27 protein-coding genes are annotated in these 24,009 nt (G+C 40.9%); 14 read left to right on the plus strand and 13 right to left on the minus strand.

The window, feature by feature from the left end:
- Positions 1–76: 76 nt before the first annotated feature.
- The 3 genes from G476_RS0105230 to pssA all read right to left on the minus strand — a co-directional run bounded on the left by G476_RS0105230 (position 77) and on the right by pssA (position 4,192).
- Positions 77–607: a peroxiredoxin gene (locus G476_RS0105230; protein WP_035186680.1), complete on the minus strand. Its 531-nt coding sequence runs from the start codon at positions 605–607 to the stop codon at positions 77–79.
- 244 nt (positions 608–851) lie between these two features.
- The gene (locus tag G476_RS21320; RefSeq protein WP_051314667.1) at positions 852–3,419 is read right to left on the minus strand and encodes a CBS domain-containing protein; all 2,568 of its coding nucleotides are present in this window, start codon (positions 3,417–3,419) and stop codon (positions 852–854) included.
- A 230-nt stretch (positions 3,420–3,649) separates the two neighbouring features.
- Positions 3,650–4,192: a CDP-diacylglycerol--serine O-phosphatidyltransferase gene (pssA, locus tag G476_RS0105240; RefSeq protein WP_026689155.1), complete on the minus strand. Its 543-nt coding sequence runs from the start codon at positions 4,190–4,192 to the stop codon at positions 3,650–3,652.
- 155 nt (positions 4,193–4,347) lie between these two features.
- Here pssA and G476_RS0105245 point away from each other — a divergent pair, with 155 nt between their 5' ends.
- Complete coding sequence (locus tag G476_RS0105245) at positions 4,348–5,130, plus strand: phosphatidylserine decarboxylase (RefSeq protein WP_026689156.1); 783 nt, start codon at positions 4,348–4,350, stop codon at positions 5,128–5,130.
- 410 nt (positions 5,131–5,540) lie between these two features.
- Here G476_RS0105245 and mnhG read toward each other — a convergent pair whose 3' ends face one another.
- From mnhG to G476_RS0105280, 7 genes are read right to left on the minus strand one after another with little or no spacing between them, the layout of a single operon-like run.
- Positions 5,541–5,900: a monovalent cation/H(+) antiporter subunit G gene (gene mnhG / locus G476_RS0105250; RefSeq protein WP_026689157.1), complete on the minus strand. Its 360-nt coding sequence runs from the start codon at positions 5,898–5,900 to the stop codon at positions 5,541–5,543.
- Positions 5,881–6,162 (minus strand): Na(+)/H(+) antiporter subunit F1, encoded by a 282-nt coding sequence (locus G476_RS0105255; RefSeq protein WP_026689158.1) that lies wholly within the window; start codon positions 6,160–6,162, stop codon positions 5,881–5,883. Before G476_RS0105255 ends, mnhG begins: the two co-directional genes overlap by 20 nt.
- Positions 6,162–6,638 carry a Na+/H+ antiporter subunit E gene (locus G476_RS0105260; RefSeq protein WP_026689159.1) on the minus strand — a complete coding sequence of 159 codons (477 nt, stop codon included), beginning with the start codon at positions 6,636–6,638 and terminating at the stop codon, positions 6,162–6,164. The genes G476_RS0105255 and G476_RS0105260 overlap by 1 nt, the downstream gene beginning before the upstream one ends.
- A 5-nt stretch (positions 6,639–6,643) precedes the next feature.
- Positions 6,644–8,125 (minus strand): Na+/H+ antiporter subunit D, encoded by a 1,482-nt coding sequence (locus G476_RS0105265; protein WP_026689160.1) that lies wholly within the window; start codon positions 8,123–8,125, stop codon positions 6,644–6,646.
- Entirely contained in the window at positions 8,118–8,456 is a 339-nt protein-coding gene (locus G476_RS0105270; protein WP_026689161.1) for a Na(+)/H(+) antiporter subunit C, read from the minus strand. Before G476_RS0105270 ends, G476_RS0105265 begins: the two co-directional genes overlap by 8 nt.
- Positions 8,456–8,881: a Na(+)/H(+) antiporter subunit B gene (locus tag G476_RS0105275; RefSeq protein WP_026689162.1), complete on the minus strand. Its 426-nt coding sequence runs from the start codon at positions 8,879–8,881 to the stop codon at positions 8,456–8,458. The genes G476_RS0105270 and G476_RS0105275 overlap by 1 nt, the downstream gene beginning before the upstream one ends.
- Positions 8,878–11,295 carry a Na+/H+ antiporter subunit A gene (locus G476_RS0105280; RefSeq protein WP_026689163.1) on the minus strand — a complete coding sequence of 806 codons (2,418 nt, stop codon included), beginning with the start codon at positions 11,293–11,295 and terminating at the stop codon, positions 8,878–8,880. Before G476_RS0105280 ends, G476_RS0105275 begins: the two co-directional genes overlap by 4 nt.
- 391 nt (positions 11,296–11,686) lie before the next feature.
- Here G476_RS0105280 and G476_RS0105285 point away from each other — a divergent pair, with 391 nt between their 5' ends.
- Positions 11,687–11,902, plus strand: coding sequence for a hypothetical protein (locus G476_RS0105285; RefSeq protein ID WP_026689164.1), 216 nt, complete (start codon positions 11,687–11,689; stop codon positions 11,900–11,902).
- 2 nt (positions 11,903–11,904) lie between these two features.
- On the opposite strand, the gene G476_RS23210 is transcribed toward G476_RS0105285, so the two are convergent.
- Positions 11,905–12,072 carry a sporulation histidine kinase inhibitor Sda gene (locus tag G476_RS23210; RefSeq protein ID WP_425387206.1) on the minus strand — a complete coding sequence of 56 codons (168 nt, stop codon included), beginning with the start codon at positions 12,070–12,072 and terminating at the stop codon, positions 11,905–11,907.
- A 447-nt stretch (positions 12,073–12,519) separates the two neighbouring features.
- Between G476_RS23210 and G476_RS0105295 the strand changes: the two genes are divergently transcribed.
- The 8 genes from G476_RS0105295 to G476_RS0105330 are packed head-to-tail and all read left to right on the plus strand — an operon-like array spanning position 12,520 to position 17,600.
- Complete coding sequence (locus tag G476_RS0105295; RefSeq protein ID WP_026689166.1) at positions 12,520–13,053, plus strand: YqeG family HAD IIIA-type phosphatase; 534 nt, start codon at positions 12,520–12,522, stop codon at positions 13,051–13,053.
- Positions 12,996–14,141 carry a ribosome biogenesis GTPase YqeH gene (gene yqeH / locus G476_RS0105300; protein WP_051314668.1) on the plus strand — a complete coding sequence of 382 codons (1,146 nt, stop codon included), beginning with the start codon at positions 12,996–12,998 and terminating at the stop codon, positions 14,139–14,141. The genes G476_RS0105295 and yqeH overlap by 58 nt, the downstream gene beginning before the upstream one ends.
- Before the next feature lie 21 nt (positions 14,142–14,162).
- A complete protein-coding gene (aroE, locus tag G476_RS0105305; protein WP_026689168.1) occupies positions 14,163–14,996 on the plus strand; it encodes a shikimate dehydrogenase in 834 nt (277 codons plus the stop codon).
- An 11-nt stretch (positions 14,997–15,007) separates the two neighbouring features.
- On the plus strand, positions 15,008–15,304 hold the full coding sequence (yhbY, locus tag G476_RS0105310) for a ribosome assembly RNA-binding protein YhbY (RefSeq protein ID WP_035186140.1): 297 nt from the start codon (positions 15,008–15,010) through the stop codon (positions 15,302–15,304).
- A 44-nt stretch (positions 15,305–15,348) separates the two neighbouring features.
- Complete coding sequence (locus G476_RS0105315; RefSeq protein WP_026689170.1) at positions 15,349–15,924, plus strand: nicotinate-nucleotide adenylyltransferase; 576 nt, start codon at positions 15,349–15,351, stop codon at positions 15,922–15,924.
- Positions 15,917–16,489, plus strand: coding sequence for a bis(5'-nucleosyl)-tetraphosphatase (symmetrical) YqeK (gene yqeK / locus G476_RS0105320; RefSeq protein ID WP_026689171.1), 573 nt, complete (start codon positions 15,917–15,919; stop codon positions 16,487–16,489). The genes G476_RS0105315 and yqeK overlap by 8 nt, the downstream gene beginning before the upstream one ends.
- A gap of 3 nt (positions 16,490–16,492) precedes the next feature.
- Positions 16,493–16,849 (plus strand): ribosome silencing factor, encoded by a 357-nt coding sequence (gene rsfS, locus G476_RS0105325; RefSeq protein ID WP_026689172.1) that lies wholly within the window; start codon positions 16,493–16,495, stop codon positions 16,847–16,849.
- Between the two features lie 13 nt (positions 16,850–16,862).
- On the plus strand, positions 16,863–17,600 hold the full coding sequence (locus G476_RS0105330; RefSeq protein ID WP_026689173.1) for a class I SAM-dependent DNA methyltransferase: 738 nt from the start codon (positions 16,863–16,865) through the stop codon (positions 17,598–17,600).
- A gap of 44 nt (positions 17,601–17,644) precedes the next feature.
- On the opposite strand, the gene comER is transcribed toward G476_RS0105330, so the two are convergent.
- Entirely contained in the window at positions 17,645–18,469 is an 825-nt protein-coding gene (gene comER / locus G476_RS0105335) for a late competence protein ComER (protein ID WP_026689174.1), read from the minus strand.
- Between the two features lie 94 nt (positions 18,470–18,563).
- Here comER and G476_RS0105340 point away from each other — a divergent pair, with 94 nt between their 5' ends.
- The 3 genes from G476_RS0105340 to G476_RS0105355 all read left to right on the plus strand — a co-directional run bounded on the left by G476_RS0105340 (position 18,564) and on the right by G476_RS0105355 (position 22,347).
- A complete protein-coding gene (locus tag G476_RS0105340; protein ID WP_026689175.1) occupies positions 18,564–19,166 on the plus strand; it encodes a helix-hairpin-helix domain-containing protein in 603 nt (200 codons plus the stop codon).
- A gap of 121 nt (positions 19,167–19,287) precedes the next feature.
- On the plus strand, positions 19,288–19,860 hold the full coding sequence (locus G476_RS0105345) for a ComE operon protein 2 (protein ID WP_026689176.1): 573 nt from the start codon (positions 19,288–19,290) through the stop codon (positions 19,858–19,860).
- A gap of 267 nt (positions 19,861–20,127) precedes the next feature.
- Entirely contained in the window at positions 20,128–22,347 is a 2,220-nt protein-coding gene (locus tag G476_RS0105355; RefSeq protein ID WP_245579670.1) for a DNA internalization-related competence protein ComEC/Rec2, read from the plus strand.
- Positions 22,348–22,449: 102 nt separating this feature from the next.
- Here the strand turns inward: G476_RS0105355 and G476_RS23215 are convergent, their stop codons facing one another.
- Positions 22,450–22,581 (minus strand): YqzM family protein, encoded by a 132-nt coding sequence (locus G476_RS23215; RefSeq protein ID WP_026689178.1) that lies wholly within the window; start codon positions 22,579–22,581, stop codon positions 22,450–22,452.
- A 381-nt stretch (positions 22,582–22,962) separates the two neighbouring features.
- On the opposite strand from G476_RS23215, the gene holA reads away from it, so the two are divergent.
- Entirely contained in the window at positions 22,963–23,991 is a 1,029-nt protein-coding gene (holA, locus tag G476_RS0105365; protein ID WP_245579633.1) for a DNA polymerase III subunit delta, read from the plus strand.
- Positions 23,992–24,009: the final 18 nt, after the last annotated feature.

Below are 24,009 nucleotides of genomic sequence, written 5' to 3' on the forward strand. Positions count from 1 at the left end.
TGTTTTATCATTGTTGTTTTATTTTATGTTTAGGGAAGGTTGTCCCAAGCTCAGTGGGACAACCTTTGAAAATCAATTATAGTGTTGCTTGTCCTGGCTTCCAGTTTGCAGGGCAAAGTCCGCCAGTTTGAAGGGCTTGTAGGACACGTAGTGTTTCATCTACGTCACGACCAATGTTGTTGTGGTTGACTACAGAGTACATAAGTTCACCTTCTGGGCTGATGATGAAGAGACCTCGCAGAGCCACACCTTCATCTTCTAATAGAACACCGTAGTCACGTGCTACACGATGGTTTGTGTCAGCAGCAAGGGAATGCTCAAGCTTCCCAAGACCATTGTCATCGCGGTCTGTGTTAATCCATGCTAGGTGAGTGTGGATCGTATCGGTTGAAACACCGATTACTTCGGTATCAAGGTCGTCAAACTCGTCTTGACGATCACTTAAAGATGTAATTTCAGTCGGACAAACGAAGGTGAAATCCATTGGATAGAAGTAAAGAACCGTCCACTTATCGTTTTTCATATTCTCTTCAAGGGAAACTTTCCCGAATTCTTTATTTGGAAGTACTGCATCCATTTCAAATCGAGGTGCTTGTTTTGCTACCATACGCTTGTCTGTCACAACAAATCGCTCCTTTAGATTAGAATAATTATTGTTTAATACATATTATATTTTAACAAAAACAGATCCGTTGTCAACAGTTAATAATAATTATTTTAAACAAATAATTAAACTCGTCTGGACAACTGTTTTCTATTATATCGAACCTAAATGGAGATTCAAGAAAAATGCTCACCACAGCACAAGGTGGTGAGCATCAGCTAGATTTCTCCTTATCACAAGGGATTTCTCATTCTTTTTGGGAGTATACCTTTTTCGCATAGGATAAGAGGTCCGTTTTGGTTAGAGACGGATTTTCAATTTTACTTGCTTCAAGTTGAAGAAGCCATTGTTTAAAGTGCGGCCCAGGGATTAGACCAAGGTCAATTAAGTCGTTACCTGAAATGGCAGATGAAACCGACTGTCGTTGAAGTAAATACTCGGATCCTCTTTCAATTAGATCGTCTTGGTGGTTATAAAGGGCAAGGACAACGGCAAGTGCTTCATTGCTCACCTCGGCACAAACGGTGTGCCAGTCATAAAGGGAGTGGAACTGAAAATCAAAGGTGGTAAAGAGTTTATACACGGTTTTTAACAGGTGGATGTCCTGTTTGTTTTTAGCGAAAGCTAAGCATTCTTCATAGGCCTCAGTCGTCAAGTCCGTCATGGCAAATAAAATACCAAGCCAGTGGCTGTGATGAAGTGGTTCTTTTAACGCTTGCTGTAATGTATAAAAGCACTCGATTCGCTTTAAGACCGTTACAGGGTTGGAGGCTCTTGTAAGAAGATGTTCTAGTACTTGCAAGTCACTGGCCCTTTTAATAAATGTAGACGTGTCTTCTTCGATGATCAGGCGTTTGAGCTCGTTGGCCAACCGTGGCTTTGACACAGATGAAAGCATTTTAGTGTGTGTTTTTGCAAATTCTTCTGTCTCTTTGTTCATTAGAAAGCCGAAGCGATTTTCAAATCGAAGTGCTCTTAATATTCGAGTCGGGTCTTCGAGGAAACTTAAGTTGTAGAGGGTTTTAATCCGTCCTTTATGAATATCTTCATAGCCGTGAAAGAAGTCAAGAAGGGTGCCAAAGTCATCTTCAGACAAAGAGATGGCAAGGGCGTTGATCGTAAAGTCCCGACGATAAAGATCTTCTTTAATGTTGGATAATTCTACGCTTGGTAGAGCTGCCGGAAAGTCATAATATTCTGTTCGAGCACTTGTAAGGTCTACTTTTAGTCCTTCAGGGTCTGTCCAAGTTGCGGTCTTGAACGAATCGTGAGAGCGTAATGAACCACCAAAAGCTTCAGACAATGACTCGCCTAATACGATTGCATTGCCCTCTACGACAATGTCAATATCTTCGTTTGGACGTTCGAGAAGAATATCGCGAACAATGCCCCCAATCAAGTATGCTTTCATGTTTAGTGAATCGGCTTGTTTTCCAACTGTATGAATACGTTTATATACGTTTTCTTTTAGCTGAGAAGAAACCTGATTTGAAAAGTTTCTTTTGACTTTATCGTATTGGGATTCGTTTTTTTGATGTAACGGTTTATTTTTATGGTGAATGGTCCTAATGACGTCTGTTCTGGATACAATCCCCAAGACCTGGTCGTTTTCTATAACTGGAAGTCTTCCCACGTTATGGTCCATCATGATCTCTTGAATATCAGTTAAAGATGTATCGAGAGAGATTGTCATAGGATTGGTGGTCATATACCCTTTTACGGGTGCATGACCTAGACCATGGTGGATGGCTTTATCCACGTTTCTTCTTGAAATGACTCCTACAAGTTTTTCATCTTTCACAACTGGAAAACCTGAATGGCCGTACCGGTAGAGCATGGCGGACACATCCCCTATAGTAGTGTCAGGAGCGACGACACGAACAGGACTGCTCATCATCTCTTTGGCTGTTGCTTCTGTTGAAATAAGGAAAGGAAGCTGTTGTTCTAGTTCTTTAGCTAGAATGCAAGGGTCTAGATCTTTACGCATTGCGGAGGCTGCTTTATCGTGGCCACCCCCACCTAAAGCTTTAATTGGAGCCAAAATGCTTAGTCTGTCAGCAGACGATCTTGCTGTGATAAATGTTTTATTTTCCATACGTACAACCACAAACAAGGCATCTACTCCTGTTAAGGATAAAAGGTGACTGGCAATGCCGGCCAAGTTACCGGTGTAATGATCTTGGCTATGTTGCGTGATAATGGCGCTTGTACCATCCTGATTTAGTCTTTTAGCGTTTGTGAGAAGAATCTGTATGAGTTGTTGTTCATCTGTGCTTAGTGGAGTATCACGGAATCGTTCAACGACTTCAAGATTTGCCCCGGCTTTTAACAAGTGATATCCAGCGAGCATGTCTTCAGGCGAGGTCGTGCTATATGTATAGTTTCCTGTATCAGCTTGAAGACCTAATGTGAAGAGCGTCGCTTCGAATGCCGACACCGTATTGCCGGCTCTTAAAATGTCTTCTATTAAAATGGTGATACACGCCCCGTAAGGAAGGTACTTTCCTTGATAGTGATGGGAGGCGTGGTGATCGTAGCATATGATTGTGACATCTTCAGGTAGTTTGTTTTTAATTCTACCAACTCGTTCGATAGTAGACGTGTCGACCAAGATGACCTCGGTCACCGATTCCCAATCGATCTGGTTTTCTTGTGTGAATGAAAAAGTATCCCTATAGAGGGACAGGAAATGTTGCACTGCATCTTGAAGTTTCTCAGGGAGCACCATTTTACCGGAAGGGTAGAGCTTTTTTGCAGCTACCATAGAAGCGAGTCCGTCAAAGTCCAGGTTTGTATGAGATATGATTACTTGCATAACAAACTCCTCTCCGTGTTCAGATCAGGGTAATTGTATTTGTTTCATTTTATCAGTTCCTAATCCATTCGTGAAATCCCTTTTAATGAAAAAGGGGGGAATGGAACTAGGGATTTAATGAGGAGGGAATTAGGAGATCGGATAAGTAAGTCAATTGAAGAGAAGATATGATTAAGACAAAAGGCAATAAAATGAAAAAGACTGATCCAGAATAACTGAATCAGCCTAAGCTACATCTTGCGTACACGAAACGTGCTAATCATTAAAACGGATAGGGCAAGTGTAATCCACATGAAAGCAGGTGCTGCGATCGTGTCATTTAATAAATGACTCACAGTTAAAATACAACCTGCTGCTGTGATTGGTAATCCTACGAAGAATCCTTCTTGCTCGGTTACGTTGAATCTGGCAAGGCGTATCGCACCACATGCAATAAAAATGATGGTAAATATCATACCGGCTGTTGAAAACTGGTATAATACTGATTGATAAACTAATAACGCTGGTGCTACGCCAAATGATATAATATCACATAAAGAGTCCAATTGTTTTCCCATCTCAGATTCTATATTCAACTTTCGAGCCACTTTCCCATCAAGGCGATCAAAAATGGCTGCGAGGCAAATAAACGCAACGCTCATACCATATTGACCTTGAAGAACGGCCAACATTGCAGCTCCGCCGAGGCCCAAATTTAAAATGGTTAATAAATTGGCCGTCTGACTGCGAAACTTACGATACGTATTATCAACAAGGTGTTGTAACAACGTCAACGACATCACCCCTTTATTGGTTTATTCGTTTGCTTCGATGTGGAAGCAAGCAAACTCTGATTAAATATTTATTTTACCATAACTAATACTAACAAACTACTAATATATGTTAGGATTTCATACATATATGACAGTGCAACTTGGAGGAATCAGTTTTGAAGAAAAAAGTATATCGATCATTAATGGAATTAACGAAAAGTCCGGTACAGTCATGGGGGATCAGAAAATTTACAACCTCAAGGGTAAGTAAGCCCCTCATTCGTTCTTTTGCGAATGTGTATAAAATAAACTTGGATGAATCCAAGAATAAAGTAACCGAGTTCGATACACTTCAGTCTCTGTTCATCAGAGAACTTAAGCCGGGGCTCAGGCAGGTAGCAGAGGGACACGAAACCATCGTCAGTCCTGTAGATGGCACGTTGTCAGAGACCGGTGGTATTTCCGAAGATGCCACATTTACAATTAAGGGACAGACATATGATGTTAATGAGCTCGTAGGTTTGGAAGAAACGGGGAAACGATACCTGGGTGGGAGGTATATGCTTTTTTATCTAAGTCCTACAGATTATCATCGGATCCACAGTCCTGTTGAGGGTGAAATCGTTAAAACATGGGCACTGGGCAACCACTCATCACCAGTCAACCCCCTCGCTCTTTCACTTGGTGACAAAGTACTAGCTAAAAACTACAGACTCCTTACTGAAGTCAGTACAGAAGAAGACCAGCGGGTATGTATAGTGAAGATAGGAGCATTAAATGTAAACAGTATTCACCCGAGGAGAGCAATGGCAAATGGCACCGTTTTAAAAGGCGAAGAAATGGCTTATTTCTCATTCGGATCCAGTGTGATGTTGCTTTTTGAAAAGGGTATGGTGGCTGAACCACTTCTCCAGGGAAAAGTTAAGTACGGAGAGGCAGTAGCAACGATTACTAAATAAAATAGTGTGATGAAGAGGAAGAGTCATATATATGATGATTCCTCTTTTTTTATGCTTTTTTAAATGTGTTTTCCCGTTGGATTACCAACCGAAACTCTGTCAAATTGGAGAGAATGATCTTGGTTTACCCGGCTTGGTTATCAGGTAGGGTTTGAGGAAGTTCTCAGGTGATGTAGGTGGATGAAACAGAACATTTTTTTGTGTGTCACAATCGCTGATCACACCATTCACATAAAGGATACTCATCATTAAAGGTGTCATCATGTGATGATGGTACTTTAGGGGAGGGAGGTACTACGATCGTTTATTCGATCCGTTAGCAACTCTCCGTTGTTTCTTCGAGGAGGTATGAGTAAATTTAAAAAACGGCATTGAAGTATATGATTACTCCAATGCCGTACCTCTTAAGATTATTCACTCTTTTGTTGTTGTTCATATTTCTTCATGTCTCTTCCGAGATCGTCCTGCGTGCTCTGATCCCACATCTTTACTTTAACATTATAAGCTGATTTGGCAATCATAAAGCCCGCTACCGGAGCTGTCAGGAAGACGAAAAGAATGGTGAGCAGGAATTTTCCTACGAAGATTCCCTGAACAATTAAAAAGTAAATGAAAATTCCAATCATAATACTGATAACGCCCAGTGTAGCACTTTTCGTAGCTGCATGGAGCCTGCCGTAAACATCAGGGAAGCGAATGATGCCGATTGACCCTATTACACTCAAGCCGGCACCGATAATAAGGAAAATACTAACGATCACCTCGGTCAATGACGACACCCCCTTCGATAAACTTGGCAAACGCGATTGAACCGACAAAGGCAAGGATGGCGATCACCAGGATAACTTCTGAATATGCGATTGTGTTTTGAATGAGCATAATGATCCCGATAAAGCCGATCAGGTTAATTCCGATCGTATCCAATGCCACAACGCGGTCTGAAAGGGTAGGGCCTATGATGACCCTGATAAACAAGACAGCGATGGATAGGGCCATTAATACGAGGCATACATTTGCAATAGTATACAGCATTATTGGGTCACCTCCAGAATCGCTTTTTCGAAAGTAGAGTGGATCTCTTCAATCGCCGCTTCCTTATCCGGTACATGAATGGAATGAATATAAAGGGTTTTGCCATCCGGTGAGAAGTTCATGGACAGTGTACCGGGTGTAAGGGAGACTAATGATGCGAGAAGGGTAACCTCCCAGTCCGTTTGTAGCTTTGTAGGAACCGCGATAATACCCGGCTCAATATCAAGTTTTGGACTTAATACAATTTTAATCACATCGATGTTTGACAATATCAGTTTGTAAATAAACAAGAACAAAAGTTTGAAGATCGCAATTACGCGGCTGAAGTAAAATCTGAACTTCAGGAAGCGCCTTAAGAAAAACAGAATTAGAAGACCGACGATATATCCAATTCCGAATTCTAAAAGAGAGGCTTCGTTTCGTAAAAGCATCCAAATAAACGCGATTGCGATATTTATTAATATTTGAAAAGCCATTTTACCTACTCCTTAAGAACAGAATTAATATATTGGGAAGGCTCCAATAACTGATTAGCTACTTCCATTGAGAATGAGAAAATCGGCTCTGCACCGATACCTAGAATAACGGTTAATGCCACTAAAGGTAAAATAGGTGCGAGCAACGGCATGATTGGTTTGTTTTTATCTTTTTCAGCCAATGATTCTTCACCCCAGAATACGTAGATGAATATTTTCATCATAGAAAAGAGGGTGAGTATACCGACCACCAAACTGATAAATACGATAAAGTAACGCTCTTGTTCAATACCATTTAGAATCAGAGCAAATTTACTGAAGAATCCGCTAAGTGGTGGTATACCGGCAAGTGAAATGGCTGTGACCAAGAATAGCCAACCTAGAACCGGATAGGACTTTAATAAACCACTCATTTTCTTTAAATCAGTTGTACCTGTAATTTTTTCAGTAGCTCCACAGAACAGGAATAATGCCGATTTTACAATGATGTGGTGAGCAATGTAGTAAATCGCACCTGCAATGGCGAGCTGGGAATACAATCCTAAACCGAGAGCCATATAACCGACCTGACTGATAATGTGGAAAGACAGAATGCGTTTAAAGTCAAACTGTGCTACAGCTCCGAGTACTCCAAAGAACATCGTTCCACCGGCAAGAATCAAGATCAGGTTATGTGTAAAGCCCGGATCGTGAATGAAAATTAACGTAAAGGTACGAATGATAGCGTAGATACCAACCTTGGTTAGCAATCCGCCAAATAGTGCAGCGATCGCTGATGGTGGGCCAAAGTAAGAGTTTGGTAGCCAGAAATAAAGGGGGAATAACCCACCTTTCATTCCGAAAACAACCAAGAAGAGAACAGCGATGGCATTTAAAACACCTGTTTGTTCAATCTCAGCTACTCTTACAGCAATATCAGCCATGTTCAATGTCCCTGTAATGCTGTAAATATAAGCAATACCAACGATGAAGAAGATCGATGCAAATACATTTATGACGACGTATTTAAACGATTCCCTTAGCTGATACTTCGTACCTCCATGTACGATTAAAATATAAGATGCAATTAGCATCACTTCGAAGAATACGAACAGGTTAAATAGGTCTCCTGTTAAAAATGCACCGTGTACCCCTGCTAGCAGGTACATGTAAAACGGATAGAAGAAAAACTTTTCACGTTCTTTACTGATCGTCTGAAAGGCGAAGAATAAACAAACAACCCCGACAATGCTCGAAAGAATAACCATGAGACTTGCGAAAAGATCAGCAACAAGAACAATACCAAAGGGTGGTGCCCATCCGCCGAGCTCAATGGTTTGTATACCATCTACATACACGATATACGTAATATAAAAGGCGAAGCCGAGCATACCGATAGCTGTGATCGCACTAATCCAACGCTGAACAGTCAAGTGGTTTTTAAAGAGAATTAGTATGGTTCCTATTAGGAAAGGTGCCAGAACTGGTACAAGTAATAAATTATTCATCTGCATGACCCCTTAATTTATCCAGTTTATCAGTTTCATGTGCTCTGTACGTTCTATACCCAAGTACAAGTAGAAACGCTGTAACACCAAAACTGATTACAATAGCAGTTAGAATGAGCGCTTGTGGCAGGGGATCCATATAAACGCTTGATTCTTCTCCAAGTAGAGGCGGTGCCCCTTCATTAAATCCTGACAAAGTCAGTAACAGCAGGTGGGCACCATGGGAAAGCATGATAATCCCGAAGATAACTCTTAACAAACTGTTTGTCAGAATGAGATACGTACTGACGGAGAAGATGATGCCGATAAGCAGAATCATTAAAAGTTCCATTATGCTTCATCCCCCGCAATCGTTAATATAGTGAGAAGTGCAACGCCAACAACAACAAGAAAAATTGCGATGGCAAAAGGTGTGGTTGTTGTAAGAGCCACTTCGCCGAACGGCCAGATGGTAAAGGTATCAAAATACATCGTAAAGAACGGGTCACCGAACAGCAATGAATTCAGTCCGGTGCCAATTCCGATAAGAAGGCCGATGGCAATGACTTTTTCAAAATCAATCGGCAGGACGGTCTGTATCTTATTCAGGTCAAAACTCAAGTAGAGGAGGAGGAGTCCGCAGGCAAACATGAGCCCTCCGATAAAGCCTCCCCCAGGTGTATAGTGTCCTGCAAAAAACAGATAAACTGAAAACGAGAGAATAATCAAGGCTACGATTCGTGTAATGGTATGAAGCATTAAATAGTTTGTCTTCACACGTCTTCGCCTCCTTTAAAACGTAATTTGATTAACGCTACGACTCCGAGGGCGGCAATACCTAGAACGAGCACTTCCAAAATGGTATCCAAAGCTCGGAAGTCATCCAGGATCATATTAACCATGTTTTTACCGCCGGTTAGTTCATACGTGTTTTCGATAAAGTAATCAGAGATGCTGTCAAATTGAGCTGTATTTGACAATGCAAGTGAACTAATACCGATAAGCGATACAATTAGACCGACTGAAATGGAGATTACAAGGTTTAACCATCTGAATCGTGGCTTGAAATCCTCTTTTTTGAGCTCCGGCAAGAAGTAGAAGCAGAGCAGCAAGAGGACAACCATAACGGTTTCGACGAGCAGCTGGGTCAAGGCCAAGTCAGGTGCTCTGAAAACAACGAACAGAAGTGCCAATAAGAAACCGACAACACCTAGTACAATGATCGACGATACGCGGTGATTAATGAACGGCAGTGATAATGAAACAGCGGCCGTTAAAGCGATAATGATCGCGGCATAAGGTGGTATGGATGCCAAACTATTCGGATCTACTGCAAACGTGAAGGCATCAAACCAATACATGGTAACGGTAAGTGAGCCAACCATGAACACAATCATGTAAGCAAAGTAATCTCGCAACAGTCCAGTCATTTGCACATTCGTGACCCCTTGAGCTCCCGTAATCAATCCGTCAAGCCCGCGGTCATACACTTGATTAAGTGGATCCCGCTCCCGAAGGAAGAAGTACGTCTCCTGCCACCTGCCCAAGTTCATATAAATGAGAGAACCAAAGACAATGACACCTAATGTCATGAATAATTCGGTGTTTAATCCGTGCCAGTGATAGAGATTGACTTCGAACTCGAATCCTGGAAGGATCGAATTCATCACAGGCTCAATTAGAGTGTAGGACACAATGTTCGGGAAGAGCCCGATAATGACAACCATGGAAATAAGAATAATTGGGGAGATAAGCATTCCGATTGGTGCTTCGTGCGCTTCTTTCTCCAGTTTCTCAGGTTGGTATTTACCAAAGAATGTTTTAAACAACATAATCAAGCAGTATAAGAATGTAAAGATACTTGCAATCCATGCAAAGATAGGGAAGATGATCCCAAATGTCTGCATATTAAAAATTTCTAGTGCAGTTGCATCAAGGACTCCTGTAAAGAACATCTCTTTACTTAGGAAGCCGTTAAATGGCGGGAGTCCTGCCATGGAGGCAAGTCCAATTAAACTAATTGTAAATGTAATTGGCATTAAGGACATAAGTCCACCGAGTTTACGTATGTCCCGTGTTCCTGTTTCGTGATCAATGATACCCACGGCCATAAACAAGCCGCCTTTAAATGTTGCGTGGTTAATTAAATGAAAGACAGCAGCCATGGTAGCAACAGTAAACACAGCGCCCTCATCTGCCACATCATAATAGAGAGCAGCTGAACCAAGCCCCAATAATGACATAATTAACCCTAGCTGACTGATTGTTGAAAAGGCAAGGATCCCTTTAAGATCCTTCTGGCGTATCGCAGAGATCGAACCCCAAGTTAGGGTAATGAGACCTACCAATGAGACCATCCAAAACCAAATGCTAGTGCCACCGAATACCGGCGTGAATCGTGCTACGAGGTAAATTCCCGCTTTAACCATCGTTGCAGAGTGAAGGTATGCACTAACCGGTGTTGGTGCTTCCATCGCATCTGGTAACCAGATGTGAAACGGAAATTGAGCAGACTTTGTAAATGCACCAAGTAAAACAAGCAATACTGTTGGTACGAGTAAAGGACTTTCAATAACCACTTGGCTTTGCTCAATAATACCTTGAAGACTGAATGTGCCTGTAATCACATAAAGAAGCGAGAAACCGGCAAGCATTGCAAAACCACCCGTTACTGTAATCAGCATGGATTTCTGTGCTCCGTAACGGGATTTTTCTTTGTGGAACCAATAAGCGATTAATAAAGATGACGCTAAGCTGGTCAATTCCCAAAAGACGTAAATGACAATGAGGTTGTCCGAAAGAACAACGCCAAGCATAGCACCCATAAACATCAACAAGTAAACATAAAAATTGTTTAGGGGTTCGTCTTTTTTATTAGCAATGTAGAAGATGGAATAAAGAACAACTAATGCTCCAATCCCTGTAATCAACAAAGCGAATAAAAGGCTAAGTCCATCGAGATAAATGGTGAAATTTATTCCGAGGGATGGTACCCAGGGTACGGTTTCCATAATCGGTTCAAATCCGAGTCCTGGTCCTGTGGAAACAAACTGAATCAGGTAAGCGAATAAGATTACCGGTAAAGGAAGGATGAACCACCCTGTATGTACGTTTCGGAACCATTTATAAAGAAAAGGAATAAATAGAGCTAGAATAAATGGTGACAAAACAAGTAAATGCAATAATGACAAGTGAGTTACCTCCTCTATTTTGTTTAATTGAGCTTGTTTTTTTGGCTCTGTCCTTAAGCGTAAGTAAGATTATAATATAAAACAAGTTGGCTTGCATCCTTCGTATACCTGGAGTTTATATTACTTTTCAAGTTTATTAAATAAGAAGAAACACAACTTTATAGTGAAAGATTTTTTCTTTTTTAAATCTTAAGAACATAGGACAGAGATAGGAACCACATTCATATTCTTTTTATTTTGTACCAAAACATCCTAGTGTATTAGTACCATTCTGCTTTACATTAGATTCCCTGACTTTCATATGTCTTAAACCTTTTACAACGATCAAGTGATAAGTATAAAAAAGCAAAAAAAACACCACCCTATTTGTAGAGAATAGGAGTGGTGTATCGTGAAAAAGAAAGTCGTTTTTTCACTCGGAATCTTTGTAGTCATGTGCTTAGCTGTAGTACCGTATCATTTGGATGTAACAAAAACTATTGTTGATCAACAGTCCCAACATGAAGATCGAGATGGGACCCAAGGGTATCAACTGGATGAGGAGCGCTTGCGTGAAATCAAGTATAAACCGAGAGAATACATTAGATATCAGCGACGGTCTGAATAGTGTTAATGGTACTTTTTGTGGTGCGCAGATCGATTTGTGATTGATCTGCGTTCAAGTTCTTGGGTAATAAGAAAGATAAATTCGTCATTCAATTCAAGTTCACACGCTTTTTCATATGTTTCCAACAGTAAGTCATCATTGAGATGTCGCATTGCTCCATGCCGCCTCATGGCAGCTTCACCTCCTTATATCTTCGCTTCCCATTTTGTCTAACCCAAATACGCTTCAGCTTAACATTGACTATCAATTATGAGTGAAGGTTGTCCGTTTATGAACGTCACCGTCTCTTGGTGTTTTGATATTATCAGATAATTGAATGTGGAACAACTGTTCGTTTTATCCACAATGCAAGTGGATAACTTGTGGATATCCTGTTCATAACACTGTGAATGAGAGGTGGGGAACGTTGGAAATTGTTGATAGTGTTTTCCACAGTCTTTCGATTCTGGTATTTTTTGTCGAAAAGTATTTGTTCTTTTTTTATTTACTTTAGTATTCACGTGAATTTCGACATTAAATCTCTTTAAACATTGAAAAATAGCTCAAAATAAGGGTATTATGAAGGGTAGCGTAAAGGTGAGTGTATTTTACACAAATATGATTATGGAGGGCATTCATTGTTAAAGCGATTCGTACCTGATCAATATGTACCTTCGATTTTTGACGTTTCTATAAGTGAGTTAAAAGAACGAGGGATAAAAGGAATCATAACAGATTTGGATAACACGCTAGTAGAATGGGATAGACCGGACGCAACAGAAGAGTTGATTAAGTGGTTTAGGCAAGTGAAAGCTGAAGGGATTGATATTGTTGTTGTTTCAAACAACACGGAGAAGAGAGTAAAACATTTCTCCGATCCTCATGAACTAACTTTTATTCATAGTGCCAAAAAACCAATGACTCGTGCATTTAAAACGGCTTGTAACATTATGAAGATCGAGAGAAATGAAGCGGTTGTCATCGGGGACCAGCTACTGACGGATATTTTGGGCGGTAATCGAGGGGGATTTCATACAATCCTCGTTGTCCCTGTTGCTCAAACAGACGGAGTAATTACGAAATTTAATCGAAGAATGGAACGGGTAGTATTTAGATGGATGAAAAGAAAGGGGCTTATCGAGTGGGAGAAAGAGAAGAAAAACAACCAGTAATTTGTGCAGGGTGTGGGGTCACCATTCAAACATCTGATAAAGACAAGATCGGATACACACCTACCCAAGCGCTGGAGAGAGATGTAGTCATTTGTCAACGGTGTTTTCGCCTGAAGCACTATAACGAAGTGCAGGATGTTTCATTAAATGATGATGACTTTTTACGTATTTTAACGGAAATAGGTTCGAAAGATGCTTTAATTGTAAAAGTCGTTGACATCTTTGATTTTCACGGAAGTTGGTTGCCAGGCCTACACCGATTTGTGAACAACAACCCCGTCCTCTTAGTTGGAAACAAAGCAGATGTGTTACCTAAATCAATTAAGCACAACAAAATTGTTCAGTGGATGAAACATGCTGCAAAAGAAAACGGTCTAAAACCGGTTGACGTTCAATTGATGAGTGCTGAAAAAGGCCACGGTGTTATGGAAACCGCCGACTTAATTGAAAAATATCGTAAAGACCGAGATGTGTACATTGTAGGATGTACGAATGTAGGAAAGTCCACTTTCATCAATCGACTGATCAAAGAGTTCGGTGGAGATGAAGAGTTCTTGATTACAACATCGAATGTTCCTGGTACGACATTGGATATGATCGACATCCCACTTGATGATGGATCGTCCCTTTACGACACACCGGGAATTATCAATCACCATCAAATGGCTCACCTTGTAGACAAAGAAGACTTGAAAGTCATCATGCCACGTAAAGAAATTAAAACCAGAGTGTATCAACTAAAAGAAGGTCAAACGTTATTCTTTGGAGGGCTGTCTCGCCTTGACTTTGTAAAAGGGGAGCCCCAATCATTTGTCGTATATATGTCAAACGAATTGAACGTTCACCGTACAAAGACGGAAAAAGCAGACGATCTGTATCAAAATCACCTTGGCGAATTGCTCACACCACCTAGACAAGATGGAGTAGAAGCTTTTCCTCCATTAGAGAAACATGAGTTTAAACTTCCTCATGAGAAAACCGATATTGTGTTCTCAGGTCTTGGATGGGTAACGGTACATGGTAAAGGTACAATTGTAAGAGCATACGTGCCAAAGGGAGTACAAACAGGTACACGTCCATCCTTTTAAATTGCAAAAGGAGTCGATGATATGAGTTTGAATATGGGGGTGTTTGGTCACCCCATTGGACATTCGAAGTCACCGGTCATGCACAATGCGGCATTGAAGGAGCTCGGAATATCTGGGACTTATGAAGCCTATGATATTCATCCGGATGATTTAGAAGAAGCGGTAGACAGCTTGCGACGTAATCACTTCCGTGGTGTCAATGTAACGTTGCCTCACAAAGTGAGTGTGATGCCGTTTTTGGATGAGGTATCAAGTGATGCAAGGGCCATTGGAGCAGTAAACACGATTGTAAATGAAAACGGCAGGTTAATCGGATACAATACGGACGGTCAAGGCTACTTGAATTCATTGATTGCGGAGAGTGGAGAAGATATTAAGAATAAAAGGGTGTTGGTGATCGGAGCTGGCGGGGCTTCTAGAGCGGTGGCTGTTTCTTTAAAAAAGTACGGTGTCAATTTTCTTGCAATAACCAATCGTACATTGAGTAAAGCGAAGGACATTGCAAGGATCTGTGAACCGATTGGTCGAGTGAACGTATTGCCCTCTACCATTGCTCAAGCGAATGTTACAAGCTTTGACATTATTATTAATACCACCTCCATTGGAATGGAACCGGACGTGACTCGAATGCCCTTTTCACTAGAAACCCTCAAGCGTGATTCGATTGTATCGGACTTGATTTACACACCATTTAAAACCAGGTTCTTACAAGTAGCAGAAAATAAAGGGGCAAAAACGATCAACGGATTAGGAATGTTTATTAATCAAGGAGCGATTGCCTTTGAATTATGGACTGGAAAACAAGCGCCCCGTGATAAAATGAGACAGGTAGTATTGGAAACATTGAAGAAGTAGGAGGCACCAAGATGAAAACACTAACAGGAAAACAAAAACGATTTTTAAGATCAAAAGCACATCATATCAAACCGATTTTTCAAGTTGGAAAAGGCGGAGTGAATGAAAACTTGATCATACAAGTAAAAGAAGCTCTTGAGGCTCGAGAGTTGATTAAGATTAGCATCTTGCAAAACTGTGATGAGGATAAAGACGAAGTGGCTACGTCCATTCGCAAAGGCGCAAAAGCTCACCTTGTACAACTCATTGGAAGCACGATCGTTTTATATAAAGAGTCTGAAAATCAAAAAACAATTGAACTTCCCTAATAAACACGGTCAGGTGAACGTGATGAAGTAAAGGAAGGATCACGATGGTTCAAAAGATCGGATTAATGGGGGGGACATTCGACCCTCCCCATATTGGCCATACTATTCTTGCGGAAGGGGCAAGACTCTCACTCAACCTTGATAAAGTGTGGTGGATGCCAAATCAAATCCCGCCTCACAAGGAAAAGAAGAGCGATACGAGTGATGAGGAACGAATTGAGATGGTTGAACGTGTATGTGAAATGTCTTCTTCGTTTACATGTAATCTAATTGAGTTTGAGCGTAAAGGTCCATCCTACACTGTCGATACCCTTCTCGCTTTAAAAAAGCGGTATGCCAATGTGGAGTTTTACTTTATCATTGGTGGCGACAGTGTGGATACCTTACACACGTGGCATGAGATTAATACAATAAAAGAACTGGTCACTTTTGCATGGATGAAGCGGCCTGGTTCATCAGGGGTTCCTAAAGTAAATGTAAATATGGTGTCAATTGAGAGTCCCCCTGTGGACATTTCATCAAGCTATATTCGAGAATCCATTAAAAACGGAACGTTCAATTCCTTTTTTGTACCGGATTGTGTCGCATCCTACATAAAGGAGAACAAACTATATGAATGAAAAGCAGGCATTTGAATCTGTAAAAAAACAGCTAAAACAGGCACGTTACGACCACACGGTGAGAGTAGTAGAAACAGCTACGAAGTTATGTGAGCGATACGGGCAGTCCGTAGAAAAAGTACGGTTGGCTTCTATTTTGCACGATTACGCCAAGTACAGACCATCAGGCGAAATGAAAAACGTAATCAAAACGACCGAATGGTTATCGGACGATTGGTGTAATTATGGGGAAGCGATTCTTCATGCGCCAGCCGGAGCTGCACTGATTCGTGAGGAACTAGGTATTACGGATGAAGAGATTCTTCATGCGGTTGTTTTTCATACGACCGGAAGAGCGGGAATGTCTGAAATTGAAAAAATCGTTTACTTGGCTGATTATATTGAGCCAGGTAGAAAATTCCCCGGCATAGACGATGTCAGGGATGCTTCTGAACAATCACTAGATTATGGGTGTCTAATCGCTCTTTCAAACACGGTTACATTTTTAATCAGTAAAGGTCATCCTGTTTACCCTGATACAATCCATGCCTATAATGAATTACTAAAGACGAGAGGATTGAAGTAAAGAATGGAACCAAAGCAACTATTGGATTTAGTCGTTAACGCGGCAGATGATAAAAGAGCAGAAGATATTGTAGCACTTGATATGGAGGGCATTTCTTTAATGGCTGATTATTTTGTGATTTGCCATGGTAATTCTCCGAAACAAGTAGAGGCAATTGCCCAAGAAGTTAAATCAAAAGCCCAAGAGGCAGACATTGATGTGAAGAGGTTGGAAGGAACAGACGAAGCTCGTTGGATTCTTATTGACCTTAATGATGTGATTGTTCATGTCTTCCATAAAGAAGATCGAAATTATTACAACCTTGAAAAGTTATGGGCAGATGCAAAGTACGTCAATCTTGATCCTGTCTTAAAGCCATAGAGGGTTCAAGCATATGACTTACCAGCACTTTGCTTATATTTATGATCGTCTCATGGCAGACGCCCCTTATGATCAATGGGTTGATTATGCGAAAGAAAGAATTCCTGAAGGGGCGTCCATTTTGGATGTCGCTTGCGGAACGGCCACCTATACATTAAAGATGGCTTCTTTTGGCTACGCCATGACCGGGGTTGATTTGTCTGAAGAAATGCTTTCTGTAGCGAAACAAAAAGCAGACGGGGATAAGAAGAACATCACGTTTATTAAACAAGATATGCAACAATTAACAGGTTTTCAGGATATGGATGCTGTGACCGTGTTTTGTGATGGAATGAATTACTTAATGGATGAAGATGAAATACGCGCTACTTTTGATTCCGTGCGTGGCGCACTTAAAGAGGGTGGGACTTTCTTATTTGATGTACATTCCTCCTTTAAGATGGAGTCGGCATTTGATCATCAAGTTTACGCTGATAATGAGGAAGAAGCTTCATATATTTGGTTCGCTTCTCCTGGAGAGTATGATAATAGTGTTATTCATGACCTTACCTTTTTTATAAAAAATGAAAAGGGCACATACGACAGGGTGGATGAATCTCACACACAGCGAACCTTTGACTCTTCCGTGTATGCGTCTCTTCTTGATGAATGCGGCTTTGACATCGTAGAAATTTCTTCGGAGTTTGGACTAAAAGCGCCTATTCATCAAACAGACCGTATCTTTTTTCATGCAAGAAAAAGAAGGAAATAGTAAATATGTGTCGAATAAAAAAGGAGCAAAGGTTTTGAGAAACCTTATTGCTCCTTTTCTAATTGTTTTTGCACCAAATATTTGTCTTCATCAAACTTCTCATGGGTTTTTATAAACAACTTATGAAACATATCTCCCGTTTCTTCATTTAACACCTTCAAACCTTCTCCTGTTACACCACCAGGTACTGTTACCCTTTTCCTTAACGTGGATAGTGTAAATAGCTTTTCTTGTAGTAATGCTCCGTACCCGATGAGCATGTTTTCTGCAATATGCGTAGCCTCTTCTTTAGTGATATTTGTCTCTGCCACCGCAGCTTCAATGAGCTTTTCAACAATGAAACTGATAAATGCTGGACCACAGCTGGCTATGTCTGATGATACGCGAGTGATTGATTCATCTATCTCAAGTGGTGAAGAGAAATGAGAGAAAAAATTCTTGAAGGCTTCTTTTTCTTTTACATGTTCTCCGTAGGTAATGAGGGATGGTCCGCAGCCTGCTCGGTTTACAATACTTGGTATAAAGCGGACAGTTTGACAGGTTACAACGGCCTCTAATTGCTCAATAGACAATGGGCTTGTAATGGATAGGAGTGTTTTTTGATTAGTAAAGAGGTTTTTATGTTCATTAAGAATTGGGATCATTTGTAGAGGTTTGACACATAAAAAGATCCAGTCACACTTTTTGATTAAGGATGGCAAGTTTGCTGATACCGTGATGCCCTTATATTGGTCTGCAATGGCGCAAGCTTTTTCCATCGTGCGATTGTGAATGGTTAATTGATTGGGTAACGCTGCTTTTGATTCCAAGATTGCTTCAATGAGAATGCGCCCCATACTACCCGTTCCGATAAATCCTATCTTCCTCAATCGAAGCCCCTCCTTTTCACACGTATTTTCCATTCATTGTATGAATTTGTTTCTTTAAATATGAACATATGTTATCCGGAGAGGAAGTGAACAAGTGGCGGATTGGCATAAGTACAAACCTTATTTGCCTTATCTCATTGGTGGTACGGCTTTAATTTTCTTTTTAGGCTATCATTTTATGCAAGCGATACCTGAAGAGGCGATTATGGAATTTGAACCAACGTATGTGGAACAAGGAGAGGAAGATGTAGAAGAGGAATCTGTACAAGTTGATGTTTACGTCGATGTGAAAGGAGCAGTCAAGCAACCTGGGGTTTATATGTTCCCTGAAGGAGCCCGTATCCAGGATGCTATTTCAAAGGCCGGGGGAATGGTGTCCGAAGCCGATGAGGATCGTGTTAACCTAGCACAGCGCCTCCAGGACGAAATGGTTGTATACATCCCGGTGAAGGGGGAGGAAGGAATCTTGGAGGTAAGTCAAGGGGGACAATCTTCTGCTAGCGACTTGATCAATATCAACACAGCTACTCAACAGGAGCTTGAAACATTACCGGGCATCGGGCCTTCAAAAGCGCAAGCTATACTTAGCTATGTTCAAGAGCACGGTCCCTTTTCACAAGTGGATGACATTACGAATGTACCTGGAATCGGTGCGAAGAGTTTTGAAACGTTAGAAACTCTTATTAGGGTAAAGTAAGATGATGATTGACTCACCCTACAGGTCTTGTCTACACTTAAGTCATACTGTTTAATTGAAGACTAGGAAAAATTTCGGTCTGTCATTTTTTCTAGTATCTTATTATAGGAGGAACATCAAGATGGAAAGAATTTCATGGCATCAATACTTCATGGCTCAAAGCCATTTATTAGCTCTTAGGTCCACGTGTACTCGCCTTATGGTTGGCGCCACTATTGTAAGGGACAAGCGGATTATAGCAGGGGGGTATAATGGTTCAATTTCAGGAGGCAAACACTGTGTTGATGAAGGGTGTTATGTGATTGACAACCATTGTGTAAGGACCATTCATGCTGAAATGAATGCCCTCCTTCAATGTTCGAAATTTGGGGTGCAGGCAGCAGGTGCGGAGATGTATGTGACTCATTTCCCATGCTTGAATTGTTGCAAAGCCATTATTCAAGCGGGGATAGAAAAAGTTTTCTATGCAAAAGCGTACAAAAACCACCCATACGCTGAAGAGTTATTTGAGCAAGCTGGTGTCGAAGTAGAACAAGTGGAACTTGAAGAAATGATTCTTGATACGAAGAACCATGAAAAATTAGCGTTCACTGCAGATTTGTTAGGTATGTTAGAGAGCTCGGGGCTGGAAGGTCAAACATTAAAAGAGCTTAGAGAAAAAGCGAATCAACTTTATACTTCATCAAATCAATAACTTAGCTAGAAGTGTCATCGGTAAGGTGGTGAGCCTCCTTTACAATTGCAATGGAAAAGCACTGAAAAAGTTCGAACTTTACTATTTCGGTGGCCTCATTGGCCCTGGAGAGCTCATCTTTACTTCTCATCCCCCTAGTTATAGCTCCAACTATTTTTATAAATCGCGCTCCTTCCTCTTCTTATCCTCTACATTGAAAGCAGGAACTATATGCTTAAATCCTCCTATCTGTTTCCCTTCGTTGCATTGTCAGCTGCTTTATGGTCGATGGAAGGTAGCTCATTTTGGACAATCATCTTCACTGGTGCCACTTTCTTCCTTGTTTTCCTGCAAAGAAAGACCATCTCAAAAAAACAATTATTATTGCTTTTTATTCTCTTTATTAGTATGTTTTTTTGGTGTGAACATAAAGTGAGTGATACCAGCCTTCTGACAGGGGAGGATAGCATTTTATACGGTACTGTGGTTTCTGCGCCTGTCAGCCACAACGACCGATCAGGATTTCAAATTGAAGGTATGAATAATGAAAGAGTCCAAGTCTATAGTAATGATGCTCTTAAGCCTACATACGGTGATGTTTGCACACTAAAAGGTACCTATGAACAACCTTCTCCCGTTTATCATATTAACGGCTTTGACTTCGGAAGTTATTTAAAGAGACAATCCGTTCACTGGTTGTTTTATGCAGACGAGCTGATATGCAGGCCATCCTCTTCTTTAAAAGGAACCGTACTCAACTTCCGGGCTAAGGGAATCCGTGCATTAGATCAAATGGGCAATGAAAATGGAGATCCCCATACTGCTGCAATTCTCCAAGCCCTCGTATACGGGGAACGGTCAAATATTTCTGATGAGCACAGAGAAGCGTATCAAATTATAGGCGTGAGCCATTTACTCGCCGTCTCGGGGCTTCATGTAGGACTTGTTGTGTTCATGGTCATCTTCTTTATCTTACGATTAGGTTTGACGAAAGAGACAAGCTTGACAATTGTGGTCTTTCTATTACCTTTATACATGCTTTTGGCTGGCGGAGCGCCGTCAGTTGTTCGGGCATCATTAATGGTAATGTTCGCAATTATTGCATTTAAAACAATGAAAAAAGTTAGCTCTGGACATAGCATTTCAGTTGTGTTTATTGTTCTTCTTTTCATTGGTCCTAATGTCATTTATCACCTCGGTTTTCAACTGTCATTTCTCACAAGCTTTGTCCTTATTCGATCGGGGAAGATTTTAATGAGGGCAACATCCGCTCTTGGGCTCGTTTTTAGGGTGACGCTCCTTGCTCAGCTTGCTTCGTTACCGATTATTTTGCATCATTTTTACGAATTTTCGTTACTAAGCTTGCCGTTTAACCTCTTTTTTATTCCGTACATCTCCTTTGTTGTATTACCCCTTTCCATTGTTACCTCCTTTAGTCTAGTGCTCTTTCCACCAATAGGGAACTTCACCTTTTCTCTTTTATCTTATACGTTAACCTGGAGCCATTCACTCATGTTTTACCTTAACGACGCTTCTGTTTTTCGTATTCTGTTTGGTAAGGTTTCTTCGATTACAATTGCTGTTCTATTGCTTTTGATTGTTTTTTTCTTTTTTTCATGGGAAAGAGGAAGCAGTCGACATATGGCCTTTTGTAGTGCAAGTATTGTCATTGTTCTGTCCCTTCAACTAATGGCGCCGTATATCTCTTCTCATGGGAAGGTGACAATGCTCGATGTAGGGCAAGGAGACGCTATATTGATTGAACTCCCTAAGAGGGAAAAGGTGTATTTAATTGATACTGGTGGACTCCCTAATTGGGGAGATGAGCAACAGAGGAGGGGTCCAGGAGAACGAGTGATTCTTCCTCACTTAGCCTCGAAAGGGATTAAACAAATTGACAAACTCATCTTAACGCATGGCCATTCAGATCATATTGGGGAAACCTGTGCAATCATTGATCGTGTACATGTGAAAAGGGTTCTTTACCCAGTTGGTGGAATGAAAAACGAATTGGAAATGGAAGTGGAAAAGTGCTTAGATGATGCGAATGTTCCGGTTTTAGAGGTCCATGAAGGCATGACATGGAGCGTTGGTAAATCGACTTTTCGGATTCTTTCTCCAACAGGGAGGGAGGACTCTGAAAACGAGCGTTCAATCGTCCTGAAAGCTAATATGGGGGGAGTAAGGTGGTTATTTACCGGTGATATTGAACGCGAAACAGAACAGAGGCTAGTCAAAGAGTACCCAAATCTTAATGTGGATGTCTTAAAGGTTGCGCACCACGGAAGTGTAAGCTCGTCAAGTCAGGAATTTATCACTCATGTTACACCTACTATTAGCCTTATTCCTGTAGGAAGGAAAAATCGTCATGGTCATCCTGGATTGGAGGTTATTGAAAGGTTGAATGACCAAGGTGCAGAAATATACCGAACGGATGAAAATGGAGACATTGAAGTGAAGTTTTATCTTGATAGAAGGTCATTGGAGGTAAGGCCGGTGGTTGATTGAAGTGAACTAGATAACGGACGAAGCCCTAATAAACGACACAACAAAAAACACAACGCTTCGCGAAGCGTTGTGCATACTCTTGTTCTTTTATATGTAATGCGCTTACCAGATCAAGTCAATCGCTTGGGCAATGACGAAAATGATCGCAAAAAATAAAAAGGACACGACAAATGCAACACCACTGTCGATCGCATCATTTCGTTTTGTTTGTACATTCTTTTCAAACTCATTCATCTTATATCCCTCCCGTTTCAATTTTTAGTATACGTTACCGTGATTAAAAAATCCATAAAAAGATCCCAAAAGAGCGTTTTTAAAAGTGGTACATTTCTAATTTATTGTAAAGAGTTGTCACCTATATCCCCATCAAGCATAGGATATCATAATTAACAGGGAAATGAAAACGGATTATCGTCACTGTTCTTCATCCGCGGTGAAGCGTGGTGGCGTTTATCATAAATGAGGCTGTCTGAAAGGGTGGTACGACCCATTCAGACAGCCTCTCTTCTTGTTTTCCGGGACGAGCAGGTGTGGTACGATAGACGAATGAAGAAGGCACTGAAAAAGTTCGATCTTTAACTTCTTCAATGCCTTCGAATGATTGGAGGGATACCTGTGTCGTATTTTGACATGTTAAAACATATAAAACGTGAACCACTTGGAGGCCTGTACTTGCTTTATGGAAGTGAGTCCTTCATGGTTTCCGACGTACTCCAAAAATTAATTGGGTCGGCTTTAACTAAGGATGAGATCGAGTTCAACCTTTCTCAGTTCGATATGAAAGAAACCCCAGTGGAGTTGGCTATTGAAGAAGCATACACGTTTCCTTTTATGGGCTCTAAACGAGTGGTTATCCTAAAAGAAGCGTATTTTTTTACAGGGATGAAAGTTACATCTAAAGTGGACCACGATCTTAAGAAGCTAGAAGCGTACATACAAAACCCTGCACCAGAGACGGTGTTTATTACTGTTATTCCATCGGAAAAACTGGATGAACGGAAAAAAATAACGAAGCTGTTCAAAAAACATGGAAAAGTAATGGAAGGAAGGCCGTTTGAAGAACGAGAGCTCTTAGGTTGGCTGGACGAAAAAGCGAAAGAGTTACATGTGAGTATTGATCAAGAGGCAAAAGGGCAGCTTCTCATGTTAACAGCTTCCAACCTAATGATGATCACATCCGAGCTCAAAAAGATGTCGATCTATACCGGTGAAGGGGAAACAATAACAAAAGATGTTGTGGATGAGCTGGTAGCCCGTTCCTTGGAACAAAACATTTTTGCCCTTGTGGATGGCGTTGTAAAAAGGAACCTGGACAGTGCGTGGCAAATTTTTGATGATCTCTTAAAACAGAAAGAAGAACCGATCAAAATTTTGAGCTTGTTAGCAAGACAGTTCAGGATTTTATATCAAGTCAAACAATTATCTCAACAGGGGTACTCACAAAAACAGATGGCGTCACAACTGAAGCTTCATCCCTATGCAGTTAAACTTGCTGCTGGACAAGCGAAGCATTTTGACGATAGGCATTTGCTCGACATCCTTGATCAGCTTGCTGAAACAGATTATAAAATCAAAACAGGTCAGCTGGATAAAGTGTTGGCTGTTGAGTTGTTCTTAGCAAAACAAAAAGAGCCGGCTCGTTAAAAACCCGGAGGATCACAT

The sequence above is a fragment of the Alteribacter aurantiacus DSM 18675 genome (assembly GCF_000429705.1).
GTDB classification, from domain to species: Bacteria; Bacillota; Bacilli; order Bacillales; family Salisediminibacteriaceae; genus Alteribacter; species Alteribacter aurantiacus.